This window comes from Streptomyces sp. NPDC096205, assembly GCF_044763135.1.
Lineage (GTDB): Bacteria > Actinomycetota > Actinomycetes > Streptomycetales > Streptomycetaceae > Streptomyces.
The window spans coordinates 1,102,058-1,115,133 of the sequence record NZ_JBIWFS010000001.1 but is presented as its reverse complement, the minus strand read 5'-3'; the positions used below and the strand labels follow the sequence as shown (position 1 = coordinate 1,115,133).

Here is a 13,076-nt window from a genome sequence, read left to right as displayed (position 1 = left end):
TCAGCCCGACTGCACCACGCCGACGCTGTTCTTCAGCTCCAGCACGAGCTGCGGGCTGAGCGCGGCGCCGGCGCGGTTGGCGAACAGGGTCATCTCGTAGGCGATGTTGCCGAGTTTGGCCTCCTTGTCGGCGACCACGCCCAGCACGGCGCCGGAGCCGATCGCGGAGACCAGGACATGGCCGCCCTCCAGGTCGATGATGACCTTGTTGAGCGCGCCGAGGCCGTAGTTGCCGGACGCCCCGGCCGCCAGGCTGGTCAGGCCCGAGACGATCGCCGCGAGCCGCTCGGAGTGGGCGCGCTCGCGCAGCTGGGCCACCGCGATGAGCAGCCCGTCGGAGGACACGGCGATGGCGTCCACCACGCCCGCGGTCTCCGTCGCGAAACGGTTCAGCAGCCAGGTGAAGTCCGCCGCGGCCGCCTGCAGGTCCTGGGGCTCGGCCGGCTTGGCCGGTGTGGCTGGTACGGCTGGTGCGGCGCCCTTGGTCGGGGTGCCACCTGTCGACGTGCTCACTGCTCCGCTCCTTCCGGGGGGTCGGTCTCTGGACGCGCGCTGCCCCGCTGCCCGGCGCTGTCACGGTGGGCGCGCTCCACCGCCGCCTCGAAGTCCTCCAGCTCACTGCGCACGGCGTCCGCGTCCACGGGGCCGGCGGTGTCGCGGCCGCCCCCCAGGTGACCGGCTTCCGCCGCCGTGGTCGTACGCAGTGACGCACCCCGTACCCGGCGCCGCAGGGCCTTGCCCGGGGCGGGGCCCGGTCCAGGGCTCGCCTCGCTGCGGGCCCTGGGGATCAGCGGGGCCTCGCGGCGCGGGACGCGGCGGGGCAGCGGGGGGTTGTCCTGCGCGGGCCCGTCCCCGGTGCCGGGAGGCTCGGGGAGAGCCACCGGGGCCGCCCGGTCCACCACAGCGGGGGACGGGCCGGACGACGGGCGGACCTTCGGTGCCGTACCGGCCACCGCACCCGCGGTGGCGCCCGTCACCGCACCCGCGGAGGCGCCCGTCACCGCACCCGCGGAGGCGTCCGCCGCCTTGCCGGGCCTCTCGGCCGCCGGGGATGCCCCCGCCGCCTCGTCCGGCCCCTCCGCCGCCAGCAGTGCCGCCGGTACGGTCACCTCCGCCGTGACCCCGCCGCCCCGGGTGCGGGACAGCGTCACCCCGATGCCCCAGCGGCGTGCCAGCGTGCCCACCACGAACAGGCCGAGCACCTTCGTGGGGACGAGGTCCAGCCGCTCACGTCGTACGAGACGGGCGTTCTCCTCGGCGAGCCGTTCGGTGCTCAGGCCCAGGCCGTGGTCGGCGACGGTGACGGTCGCCCCGTCCGCGCCGGCCGCGACCGTCACCTCGACCGGGGTGCCCGAGGGCGAGAACCGCACGGCGTTGTCGAGGAGTTCGGCCACCATCAGGGTCAGGTCGCCGGCCACGTCGGGGGAGACCGGCGCCTCGGTGCCGGCGTGCAGGGCGACGCGCCGATAGCCCTCGATCTGGCCGAGCGCGGCCCGTACGACGTCGCTGAGCCGGGTCGGACCGGCGTCCAGGACGGTCTCGCGCAGGCCGGCCAGCAGCATCAGGCTGTCGGCGTTGCGGCGCAGCCGGACCGCGATGTGGTCGATGCGGTAGAGGCGTTCGAGCAGCGCCGGGTCGGTCTCGCCGCGCTCGATGGCGTCGATGAGGGCGAGCTGCCGGGTGGTGAGGTTGCTGACCCGGCGGCCCACGTTGCCGAACATCTCGGCGACGTTGCGGCGGCTGAGCACCTGGCGTTCGAGCAGCGCGGCGGCGGTGGTCTGGACGTGGTTGAAGGCGTCGGCGAGGTCGCCGATCTCGTCGCGTGCGGTGACGGGCATCGCGCGCAGCTTCGGCGGGCTCTCGTCCTCGGCGTCCTCGTCGGCGACCCGGGCCAGTTCCCGCCCGGCGACCTCGGCGACCTCCCGCGCGGCCGCAGTGAGGGACCGCACGGGGCGTACGACCGAGCGGCGTACGACGACGGACAGGGCGAGCCAGGCGACGCAGCCGAACAGCGCGAGGCCCAGCAGCAGGCCCGCGCGCCACTGGGCGTCGGTGGCGGCGGCGTCCGCGCGGTCGGCGATCTGCCCGATCAGCGAGGTGGTGACGCCGAGCCGGATACCGGCCTCGGCCCGGTAGTCGGGGTAGTCGGCGAGGGCCCGCCGGAAGGCGGTACGCACCTCGTGCGGGGCGGCGGCCTGCACTCCGCTCGGATCGATGCGCAGCTCGGCGTAGCTCAGGGCGATGGCGGCCTGGGCGCTGTTGTGCTCGATGGCGCGCAGTTGCTCGGCCTGCTCCTCGGTGGCCAGCCGGGTGAACCGGTCGGCCTGGTGGGTGTACAGCTCGAAGGAGCCGACAGCGGCGAGGAGTTGGGTGAGCGCGTTGGAGTCGCGGGTGCTCGCGGCGAAGACGTTGGTCTCGAAGGAGCCGTGCGCGGCGCCCGCGCGCAGCAGGGCGTCCAGCAGGCTGCCGGTCGTGCCCGCGGCGAGCACGGAGCCGCGGCCGAGGCCGAGCCCGTCGATGAGGCCCCGGACGGCGCCCGCGTAGGCCGGGTCGATGTTGTCGGCGGGCAGATAGCCCTGCTCGACCGTGGCGCGCAGCCCGTCCAGGCCCTCGACCTCGCGCAGGGCCTGGGCCTCGGTGCGCGGCAGCCGGTCCCCGAACGCCCGGCGCACCTCGGCGATCTGCCGGTCCACGACCTCCTGCGCGTCGCGGTAGGCCGCGGTCGAGGGCAGGGCGACGCCCTCGGCGGCCTCATGGCGCACCGACAGCAGGATCGCCTGCTGGTGCTCGGCCTCCAGCCGGTCCACCAGCCGGGCGACCTGGGCGCTGTCGCGCACCGACCGCGCCGCCGCGCGGGCGCGCTGCGACTCCTGGAGCAGGTCGGTGACGAGGTAGGCCAGCAGCAGCGCGATCACCGCGAGCGGGACGCCCAGCAGGACGTCGAGCTTGCGGCGCAGCGGCCACCGATCGGCGAAGCCGCGCAGGCCGCTCCGCTCCTTGGGGGACACAGCGCCTCCTTCGGGGCGTGCCGGGACACCGGGGCCGACGCCAACTCCCGGGAGACTACCGCCTCTTGAGGCGCAGGACGGCAGAACTCAAACACAACCGGTCACTTCCCGATGCCAATTGGTGACCAGGCTGCTCTTGACTGACCGAGAACCCGCTGGATTGGATCGACTGGTGTGCGGAGCCCGCACCCCGCACACGCGCAGCGAACGCCCTGCACCGCCCACCGACTTCCGAGCCCGGAACGGACATTGTGACTTCCACCGAGAAGAGCAGCTGGACCCTCACGAGACACCCCGGCGTCGCCGTGGCGACGCTCGCCGTCATGGCGACGCTCGTCGCGGGATGTGGCTCGGACGACGGCACCTCAGACAACCCGCTCGACGGGGGCGGTGCCGACGGCGACTCGGTCGTCGTCGGTTCCAACAACTTCGCCGAGAGCATCCTGCTCGCCGACATCTACGGCGAGGCCCTGAAGGCCAAGGGCATCGAGGTCACCTACAAGCCCAACATCGGCAGCCGCGAGACGACGTACGGGCTGCTGAAGAACGGCACGATCACCGTGCTGCCCGAGTACAACGGCTCCCTGCTGGCCTATCTGGACCCCAAGGCCGGGCAGGAGTCCGCCCAGGCGGTGAACAGCGCCGTCAAGGCCGAGCTCGACAGCAAGCTGACCCTCCTGGAGTCCTCGCCCGCCGAGGACAAGGACTCCGTGTCGGTCAACGCCGAGACGGCGAAGGAGTACGGCCTCACCGAGAAGTCGACGCTCGCCGACCTCAAGGACATCGCGCCCGAGCTGGTGATCGGCGGCTCGCCCGAGTTCCAGACCCGCCACCAGGGACTGGTCGGCCTGGAGGCCGAGTACGGCGTGAAGTTCAAGTCCTTCAAGGCGCTGGACGCGGGCGGGCCGCTCACCCAGGCGGCGCTGAAGAAGAACACCGTGCAGGCCGCGGACATCTTCACCACCGACCCGACCATCACCAAGGAGAAGTTCGTCGTCCTCCAGGACCCGAAGAACCTCTTCGGGTTCGCCAACGTCACCCCGCTCGTCCACAAGAGCGGTCTGTCCGAGGAGGGCGTCGCCGCGCTGAATGCGGTGTCCGCCGCGCTCGACACCAAGACGCTGCTGGAGCTGGACTCGCAGGTGCAGCTGGAGAACAAGGACCCGCTGGACGTGGCGAAGGCCTGGCTGAAGTCGGCCGGTCTGGACTGACCTGTCGCCGGACGACTTAAGGCCGCGGGGAGTGGCGTACGCCCTGACGTACGCCCTTCCCCGCGGCCTGTGCCGCTCAGTGCGCGGCAGCCGCCCGTGCCTGCCTGTGCCGTTCAGTGCGCGGCAGCCGCCCGTGCCGCCCGTGCCTCCCTGCGACGGCGTCGCCGGCCGCGGCGGGGCTCCTGGTCGGGCAGCCAGCCGAAGGCCAGACAGCTGCCGGCGCACCCGAGGAGCAGGCCGATCAGGAAGCCGCCGAGGTTCGACGTGGCCCAGGTGCCCAGCGACAGCAGCAGGCCGGTGAGGGAGTAGAAGACGCGCTGGCCGGGGCTGAAGAGCAGCAGCAGGCCGCACAGCGTCATCAGCGACGGCAGCAGATACCCGGCCAGGCCCTGCATGCCGACGTGCAGGACGACCTTCAGCGACGCCTTCATGGTGAGCAGGATCTCCGCCCCGGCGAGGGTGAGCAGCAGCCCGCCCCAGAAGGGCCGGCGGCCCCGCCAGCGGCGGAACGCGGCCCGTCCTCCGACGCGTTCGGGGCGTGCGGTCACGGGCAGCCCGATTCGCTGAAGCCGAGCTTGAGCCCGGGCAGGCGGAACACCGCTGCCGTGGTCGCGTAGTTGGTCTGCCGCAGGTCGTCGATGTGCACGGTGTCGGCCTGCTGGCTGAACACCCCGATGGGTCCCTTGGTCCTGACCTTGTCCAGGGTGCTGGCGTCGTTGCCGATCTCGATGTTGCGGAAGGCGGCGTCGCCGGTCAGCTGGGTCGAGTCGGTGGTGAGGTTGCTCGCCGTCACCTTCTCCTTGCCCCAGCCGGCCTTGATCAGCAGGTTGGTGCCGCCGAGGTCGACGCTCTGGCACAGGTCCGTCAGCGTGGCATCGTCGATCACCGAGGTGACGACGAGCACCTGTCCGCCGGTGTCGCCCTCGTTGGGGCTGCCCTCCGCCATGTTGTCCAGCCCGCCGAACTGCGCGAAGCCCGTGCCGTCGAGGGAGCTCGCGGTGACGGTGAAGGGCATGCCGGAGATCGCGAACTGCACGCCGAGCGCGCCCTGCGCGGTGAGGATCGCCAGCGTGGCGACGCCGGCGACGGCCACGACGGCGGGTACCGCGGCCCGCCGCAGCCGGACCCGGCCGCGTCTTTCGGGGCTCTGCGCGGGCGTCGCGGCGGCATCGCCGTCCGGTGGTTCGGATGCGGGGTGCGGGGTGTGGTCCGAGGACGAGGCCATGACTGCTCCCGGTGCGGATGAGTGCGAAGTGGGTTCCAGTGGCGCGGTGTCCTGGCGCGGACGCCGGCCACGGCGGTGCCTCCGCTCGCGAACTCCCGGTGTCCGCAAGGGCTTTCACATGCGCCGCAGTGGCCGTATTCGGGAAGTTACCGGCGGTTACAGGCGGGGTCAACCGTCCGTGCGCAACTGCTGGACTTTTCGTCAGCAGGGCCCGCCGATTTTATTGTCCTGGGGTCAACTTCCGTTCGAACCATTGACGTTGACTGGTTGTCAGCTCTACAACCTCCCTTGCTTCTCCCCGGATCCGTGGCGCCGGATCCGGACCGTCCCGCGGCACGGCCGCGTACCCGGACCGGCACGGCCGCCACCCTCATCCGGAAACAGAGGCACCCCACATGCGTACTCGCACCCTTCTCTCGCTCGCGGCCGCGGCCGCGGCGTTAACCCTCCCCCTGGCCGCCCCCGCGGGCGCCGTCGCCGGACCCGTGCTCACCACGGGCTCGGCCGGTGGCACCCCGGTCGCCGTCGGCGCCGTCCTGAGCGCTCCGCTGGCCTCGGGCACCGCCGCCACGTTCTACTCAAGCGCCACCGGCACCAGCGGCGTGAGCTGCACGACCTCGCAGTTCTCGGCGACCGTCACCGGCAACCCGACCGCGCCGGGCACCGCCACCGAGTCGCTCACCGCGCACACCTTCGCCGGCTGCACCAGCAACGTCAGCGGAGTTCTCGGCGTCAACAGCATCACCGTGCAGAACCTGCCGTACGGCACCACCGTGACCTCCGCCGGAGTCGTCACGGTCAGCCCGCCGAGCGGCTCCACCATCCGCACCACCGTCTCGCTGCGCACCCTGCTCGGCAACGTCTCCTGCGTCTACCAGGGAGCCGGTCTCACGGGCGCGGCGAGCAACGCCGACAACAGCATCACCTTCTCCAACCAGCCCTTCAGCAAGGTCTCCGGCTCGTCCCTGTGCTTCTCCAACGCGTACTTCAGCGCCAAGTACGCGCCGGTGACCACCTCGGGTGCCGCGGTCTTCGTCAACTGACCCCGCACCGCACTGCGATCCTCCGGCGCGTTCTCGCGCCGGAGGATCTGGATGAAGAGGGGCAAAACCGGTCGGCCGGCTGACGGCAAGGGTGGGTTTCCGGCCGGATCGAGGGTTTCCCCTGTACCCCTACGCACACGCCTTTCCCTATCGTTCGAACACAGCCGACCCACAGGTAACCCCCACGTCGGGTCGGCGTCACGCGCCTGGCCGGCCATACGCGAACGCTTTTCGAACAGCCCCCCTCCGCTTCGAGGACGAAGCGCCAGACCGCCGCTCCGCGCTGCCCGGAACGGCTACGAAAGGCAAGCCCTTGCGTACCTCTGCCCCCACCCGGCGAAGACTGGTCTCCGCCGCCGCCGTCACCGCGGCCCTGTTCACCGCGGCCACCGCCACGGTCGCCGTCGCCCAGGACACCGCCTCCCCGACCCCCTCCGCCGACCTCGCGGCCCGCACCGAGGCCGCCCCCGGCACCCCGGCCGAGCGTCTCATCGTCGGCTACAAGTCCGGCGCCGCCGAGGCGAAGTCCAACACGGCCGCCGAGGCCGACGCCGCCGCCAAGGGCAAGGAGGCCGGCGAGAAGCTCGACTTCCAGCGCCGCCTCGGCACCGGCGCCGCCCTCGTCGACCTGGGCGAGGACCTCACCCGGGCGGACGTCGCGGACGTCATCGCCGAGTACCAGGCCGACCCCCAGGTCGCCTACGTCGTCCCGGACCGCCTGAACACACCCAAGGCCGACCCGAACGACACCGACTACGCCAAGCAGTGGGACCTGTTCGAGACCACCGCCGGCATGCGCGTCCCGGGCGCCTGGTCCACGAGCACCGGCTCCGGCGTGACCGTCGCCGTCATCGACACCGGCTACGTCACCCACTCCGACCTCGCGGGCAACATCGTCGGCGGCTACGACTTCATCTCCGACACCGCCGTCTCCGTCGACGGCGACGGCCGTGACTCCAACCCGGCCGACCCGGGCGACTGGTACGCCGCCGGGGACTGCGGCACGGGCGTCCCCGCCAGCAACTCCTCCTGGCACGGCACGCACGTGGCCGGCACCATCGCCGCCGTCACCAACAACAGCAAGGGCATGGCCGGCATCGCCTACGGCGCCAAGATCTCCCCGCTGCGGGTGCTCGGCAAGTGCGGCGGCTACGACTCCGACATCATCGACGCCATCACCTGGGCGTCCGGCGGCACCGTTTCCGGCGTGCCCGCCAACAGCAACGTCGCCAAGGTCATCAACATGAGCCTCGGCGGCGACGGCGCCTGCACCTCCGCCACCCAGTCCGCGATCAACGCGGCCGTGAACCGCGGCACCACGGTCGTCGTCGCCGCGGGCAACGAGAACGACAACGTGGCCAACCACTCGCCGGGCAACTGCAACAACGTCATCTCCGTCGCCGCGACCGGCCGCACCGGCTCGAAGGCGTCCTACTCCAACTACGGCTCCCTGGTGGACATCTCCGCCCCCGGCGGCGAGATGAGCACCGGCACCGCGAACGGCATCTACTCCACGCTGAACTCCGGCACCAAGACGCCGTCCACCGAGTCGTACGCCTACTACCAGGGCACCAGCATGGCCACCCCGCACATCGCGGGCCTGGTGGCGCTGATGAAGTCGGCGAACTCCGCGCTGACCCCGGCGCAGATCGAGTCGGCCATCAAGACCAACGCCCGTGCGCTGCCCGGCACCTGCTCCGGCGGCTGCGGTGCCGGTCTCGCCGACGCCACCAAGACCGTGACTGCGGTGGCCGGCGGCACCAGCACCGGCACCACCTTCTCCAGCACCTCCTCGGTGGCCATCCCGGACGGCGGCTCGGCGATCGAGTCCCCGATCACCGTCTCCGGCGTCAGCGGCAACGCGCCCTCCACCCTCAAGGTCGGGGTGAACATCACCCACACCTACCGCGGTGACCTGGTCATCGACCTGATCGCCCCGGACGGGTCGGCGTACCGCCTGAAGTCCTCCAGCTCCTCGGACTCCGCGGACAACGTCAACACCACCTACACGGTGAACGCCTCCACCGAGGTCGCCAACGGCACCTGGAAGCTGCGCGTCCAGGACGTCTACTCGGCCGACACGGGCACGCTCAACAGCTGGAACCTCACCTTCTGAGGTCACCCGGACAGACGGGCCGGCCGGTGCGGATGGGCGCCGGCCGGCCCGTCCTGGAGCCTCACCCGCCCAGGCCCGGGGCGGGTGAGGAATGATTCGGCGGCGTCAAGTCACGTGCAGGGGGAGTGACTTGACGCCGTTGATGAAGTTGGAGACCAGCCGCCTCGGCTCCCCGGCCGACCACGGCTCCGGCAGCGCCCGCAGCGCCTCCCGGTACAGCACCCGCAGCTGAAGCCGCGCGAAGTGCGCACCCAGACAGACATGCGGACCGTCCCCGAACGACACATGCGGATTCGGCGCCCTCGACAGATCCAGCCGATCGGGCTCGGCGAAGACCCGCTCGTCCCGGTTGGCCGAGGCATGGAAGACGACCACCTTCTCGCCCGCCCGGATCTGGCGCCCGGCCAGCTCGGTGTCCCGTACGGCGGTACGCCGGAAGGTGAGCACGGGCGGATGCCACCGCAGCAACTCCTCGACCGCGGTCGAGAGTTCGTGCTTGCCGGCGCGCAACTCCCGCTGCGCGTCCGGATGCTCCGCCAGCGCCAGCAGCCCGCCCGGCGCGGCACTGCGCACGGTGTCGTTCCCGGCGACGGTGAGCAGGAAGAAGAACATCTCCAGCTCGGCGTCGGCGAGTTCGGCGTCCTGCGCGAGCACCGTCAGCACGTCGTCGCCCGGCTGCCGCCGCTTGAACGCGGCCAGTTGCCGCGCGTACGCGAACATGTCCCGCAGCATCGCGGGCGACCGCGGATTCACCGGCCGGCCCCGCTCGTCGCGCACCGGCGCCCCCGCCTCGTCCGGGTCCTGGTAACCGATGACCCGCTGCGTCCAGTGCAGCAGCAGCCCCCGGTCGCTCTCCGGCACACCCAGCAGATCGGCGAGGTTCAGCAGCGCGTAGTCGTCGGTGACCGCGGCGACCACGTCGACCGTGCCGCCCTCCTCCCGCGCCCGCCGCACGGCCTGCGCCCACAGCGTCCGGGCCCGCTCCTCGACGACCGCGGTGAACCGCTCGATCCGCCCCGGTGTGAACGCCCGGCTCACCAGCCGCCGCAAACCGCCGTGCGCGGGCGGGTCCTGATTGAGCATCATGCGCCGGATGAACGGCAGATCGTCCGGGTCGGGATCGCGGATCTGCGTCGCCCCGGCGTACGACGAGAAGGACGCGGCGTCCTTCAGCACTCGCACCACGTCCGCGTGCCGGGTCACCGCCCAGAAGCCCGGCCCGGCCGGCCAGCCCAGCACCTCCGGCTCCTCCTGCCGGGCCACCGGGTGGTGGTCGCGCAGCACGCGGTAGTGGTCGTAGGGCACACCCACGGCGTAGCGGCGCGGGTCGAAGACGTCCGGGACCGCGGTCTCGGGGACCGTCACGCCGGGCCGTCCTCGTCGTCGGCCCGCAGGAAGTCCTCCACCACCCGGATCAGCTCCAGCGGCGTCTCGTCCATCGCGTAATGCCCCGCGGACACCAGCTCGTGCAGCTCCGCGCGCGGGTACCAGGTCATCCAGGTCTGCCGCATGACGTCCGCCGACAGGGCCGGGTCGAGCGCCCCGGTCACCGCGAGCGCGGGCACCTGCGCGCCCTCCACCTGGGCGTGGAAGTCGTCCAGTGCCCAGGAGTCGAGCCAGGCCCGGAACGCCTTGGTGTCGCTGACCTCCAGGGAGCGGGCGACCATCCGGTCCAGCCAGGCGCCGGGGCGGCGCCCACCGGTCGTGATGTCGATGATGGCGCGCCGGTTCTCCGGCCGGTGCGCGGCGTCCGCGAACAGCCCCCACTGCTCCGGCGGCAGCGCGAGCCCCGACGCCGGGACCGGCGAGACACCGACGATCCGCCGCAGCCGGTGCGGTGCCACGGTGAGCAGCCGCTGCGCGACCGCCCCGCCCATGGAGTGCCCGACCACCGAGAACCGCTCCCAGCCCAGCCGGTCGGCGAGTTCCACCAGATCCAGTGCCGCCTCGGCGGTGGTGTACGGGCCCTCGGTGTCCCTGGCCCGCCCGTAACCGCGCAGATCGACCGGCGCGTACTGGAAGGACGTACGGTCCAGATCCGGGACCACGGCCGCGTACGCGGACCGGTCGGCGAACCAGCCGTGCACGGCGAACACCTTGTGGGCGCCGTCGCCGTGCAGCTCATGAGGCAGCGTGAAGGAGGTCATGCGACCAAGGTGACCGGCGGGCCGCGGCTCGGCAAGGGTGCGTGCGGGGCGGGTTGCGAAGTACCGAAGTGCCGCGAAGTTCCCGGTTTCTACGGTGATTCACGCGATGGAGTGATCATGGGGAGCTGGACGGATGCGTTCCCCGGTCCACGGGTAGGGCCCCGGCCATGACGCAGCCGTTCGAACTCCCGCGCTTCTACATGCCGCATCCCGCGCGCCTGAATCCGCACCTCGACGAGGCCCGTGCCCACTCGACCGAGTGGGCCCGCGAGATGGGCATGCTGGAAGGGTCCGGGATCTGGGAGCAGGCCGACCTGGAGGCCCACGACTACGGCCTGCTCTGCGCCTACACCCACCCCGACTGCGACGGCCCGGCCCTGTCCCTGATCACCGACTGGTACGTGTGGGTGTTCTTCTTCGACGACCACTTCCTGGAGACCTTCAAGCGCAGCCAGGACCGGGCCGGCGGCAAGGCCTATCTGGACCGGCTGCCGCTGTTCATGCCGATGGACCCGGCCACGCCGATGCCGGAGCCGGTCAACGCGGTCGAGGCGGGGCTCGCCGACCTGTGGACCCGTACCGTCCCGGCGATGTCGCAGGGCTGGCGCCGCCGGTTCGCCGTCGCCACGGAACACCTGCTGAACGAGTCCCTGTGGGAGCTGTCCAACATCAACGAGGGCCGGATCGCCAACCCGGTCGAGTACATCGAGATGCGCCGCAAGGTGGGCGGCGCCCCCTGGTCGGCCGGGCTCGTGGAGTACGCGACCGCGGAGGTGCCCGACGCGGTGGCCGGGACCCGGCCGCTGCGGGTGCTGATGGAGACCTTCTCCGACGCCGTGCACCTGCGCAACGACCTGTTCTCCTACCAGCGGGAGGTCGAGGAGGAGGGCGAGAACAGCAACGGCGTGCTCGTCCTGGAGACCTTCTTCGACTGCACCACCCAGGAGGCCGCCGACACCGTCAACGACGTCCTCACCTCCCGCCTCCACCAGTTCGAGCACACCGCGTTCACCGAGGTGCCCGCGGTCGCCCTGGAGAAGGGGCTCGGCCCGGCCGAGGTGGCGGCCGTCGCGGCGTACACCAAGGGGCTCCAGGACTGGCAGTCCGGCGGCCACGAGTGGCACATGCGCTCCAGCCGGTACATGAACGAGAACGCCACCTCCGACTCGCCCTGGAACCGCTCCTTCGGCGGCGGCGCCGACCTGCGCACCCTGCTCGCCACGGCCGGCGCCGAGCGGCTGCGCGCCCGCACCCACCGGCCGTTCCAGAAGGTCGGCCCGTCGGTGATCCCCGACATCCGCATGCCGTTCGAACTGCGCCTCAACCCCGGCCTGGACAAGGCCCGCGGCAGCCTGGTCGCGTGGTCGCACCGCATGGGCATCCTCAACGAGGGCGTGTGGGACGAGGACAAGCTCGCCTCCTGCGACCTGGCTCTGTGCTCGGCCGGTCTCGACCCGGACGGCACCCAGGAGGCCCTGGACCTCAGCGCCCACTGGCTCGCCTGGGGCACCTACGGCGACGACTACTACCCGCTCGTCTTCGGCCACCGCCGTGACCTCGCCGCCGCCCGGCTCACCACCGAACGCCTGTCAGCGTGCATGCCCCTGGACGGCGAGGAGCCGATCCTCCCGGTGGGCGGCATGGAGTGCGGCCTGGCCGACCTGTGGGCGCGCACCACCGCCGGCATGGACCCGGAGGCCAAGCGCACCCTCAAGGCCTCGGTGAACGTGATGACGGAGGCCTGGCTGTGGGAGCTGGCCAACCAGATCCACCACCGCGTCCCCGACCCGGTCGACTACCTGGAGATGCGCCGCGCCACCTTCGGCTCCGACCTCACCCTCAGCCTGTGCCGGATGGGCCACGCCCCCTCCGTCCCGCCCGAGGTCTACCGCAGCGGCCCCGTGCGCTCGCTGGAGAACGCCGCGATCGACTTCGCCTGCCTGCTCAACGACGTCTTCTCGTACCAGAAGGAGATCGAGTACGAGGGCGAGATCCACAACGCGGTCCTGGTGGTGCAGAGCTTCTTCGGCTGCGACTACCCGACGGGGCTGCGGATCGTCGCGGACCTGATGAACCAGCGCATGGAGCAGTTCGAGCACGTGGCCGCTGTGGAACTGCCCGTCGTCTACGCGGACTTCGCCCTGTCCGCCGAGGACCGCAAGGCGATGGACGACTATGTGGAGGCACTGCGCAACTGGATGTCCGGCATCCTCAACTGGCACCGCCACGTGGACCGTTACAAGCCGGACTACCTGGCCCGCCGCACCCACGGCTTCCTCCCGGACCACGCGCCGGCCCCGGCCCTGACGCTGCTCGGCGGCTGACC

At 71.9% G+C, this 13,076-nt stretch carries 10 protein-coding genes; 4 read left to right on the top strand and 6 right to left on the bottom strand.

The genetic code is table 11. The features are described from left to right. A complete protein-coding gene (locus ACIQ6Y_RS04985) occupies positions 1 to 513 on the bottom strand; it encodes a roadblock/LC7 domain-containing protein (protein WP_404033015.1) in 513 nt (170 codons plus the stop codon). After that, the gene (locus ACIQ6Y_RS04980; RefSeq protein WP_404033012.1) at positions 510 to 3,008 is read right to left on the bottom strand and encodes an ATP-binding protein; all 2,499 of its coding nucleotides are present in this window, start codon (positions 3,006 to 3,008) and stop codon (positions 510 to 512) included. Before ACIQ6Y_RS04980 ends, ACIQ6Y_RS04985 begins: the two co-directional genes overlap by 4 nt. Before the next feature lie 251 nt (positions 3,009 to 3,259). Here ACIQ6Y_RS04980 and ACIQ6Y_RS04975 point away from each other — a divergent pair, with 251 nt between their 5' ends. Then, positions 3,260 to 4,219: an ABC transporter substrate-binding protein gene (locus ACIQ6Y_RS04975; RefSeq protein WP_404033009.1), complete on the top strand. Its 960-nt coding sequence runs from the start codon at positions 3,260 to 3,262 to the stop codon at positions 4,217 to 4,219. Positions 4,220 to 4,332: 113 nt separating this feature from the next. Here ACIQ6Y_RS04975 and ACIQ6Y_RS04970 read toward each other — a convergent pair whose 3' ends face one another. Next, entirely contained in the window at positions 4,333 to 4,767 is a 435-nt protein-coding gene (locus ACIQ6Y_RS04970; RefSeq protein WP_404033007.1) for a DUF6114 domain-containing protein, read from the bottom strand. Then, complete coding sequence (locus tag ACIQ6Y_RS04965) at positions 4,764 to 5,444, bottom strand: DUF6230 family protein (protein WP_404033004.1); 681 nt, start codon at positions 5,442 to 5,444, stop codon at positions 4,764 to 4,766. The genes ACIQ6Y_RS04970 and ACIQ6Y_RS04965 overlap by 4 nt, the downstream gene beginning before the upstream one ends. Before the next feature lie 395 nt (positions 5,445 to 5,839). Here ACIQ6Y_RS04965 and ACIQ6Y_RS04960 point away from each other — a divergent pair, with 395 nt between their 5' ends. Both ACIQ6Y_RS04960 and ACIQ6Y_RS04955 read left to right on the top strand, forming a co-directional pair. Then, positions 5,840 to 6,487 carry a Tat pathway signal sequence domain protein gene (locus ACIQ6Y_RS04960; protein WP_404033002.1) on the top strand — a complete coding sequence of 216 codons (648 nt, stop codon included), beginning with the start codon at positions 5,840 to 5,842 and terminating at the stop codon, positions 6,485 to 6,487. A gap of 313 nt (positions 6,488 to 6,800) precedes the next feature. Then, on the top strand, positions 6,801 to 8,603 hold the full coding sequence (locus tag ACIQ6Y_RS04955; protein ID WP_404032999.1) for a S8 family peptidase: 1,803 nt from the start codon (positions 6,801 to 6,803) through the stop codon (positions 8,601 to 8,603). A 105-nt stretch (positions 8,604 to 8,708) separates the two neighbouring features. Here the strand turns inward: ACIQ6Y_RS04955 and ACIQ6Y_RS04950 are convergent, their stop codons facing one another. Together ACIQ6Y_RS04950 and ACIQ6Y_RS04945 are read right to left on the bottom strand one after the other, a co-directional pair. Continuing rightward, a complete protein-coding gene (locus tag ACIQ6Y_RS04950; RefSeq protein WP_404032996.1) occupies positions 8,709 to 9,968 on the bottom strand; it encodes a cytochrome P450 in 1,260 nt (419 codons plus the stop codon). After that, complete coding sequence (locus ACIQ6Y_RS04945) at positions 9,965 to 10,750, bottom strand: alpha/beta fold hydrolase (protein WP_404032994.1); 786 nt, start codon at positions 10,748 to 10,750, stop codon at positions 9,965 to 9,967. Before ACIQ6Y_RS04945 ends, ACIQ6Y_RS04950 begins: the two co-directional genes overlap by 4 nt. Positions 10,751 to 10,917: 167 nt before the next feature. Between ACIQ6Y_RS04945 and cyc2 the strand changes: the two genes are divergently transcribed. Then, the gene (cyc2, locus tag ACIQ6Y_RS04940; RefSeq protein ID WP_404032991.1) at positions 10,918 to 13,074 is read left to right on the top strand and encodes a germacradienol/geosmin synthase Cyc2; all 2,157 of its coding nucleotides are present in this window, start codon (positions 10,918 to 10,920) and stop codon (positions 13,072 to 13,074) included. Positions 13,075 to 13,076 lie beyond the last annotated feature (2 nt).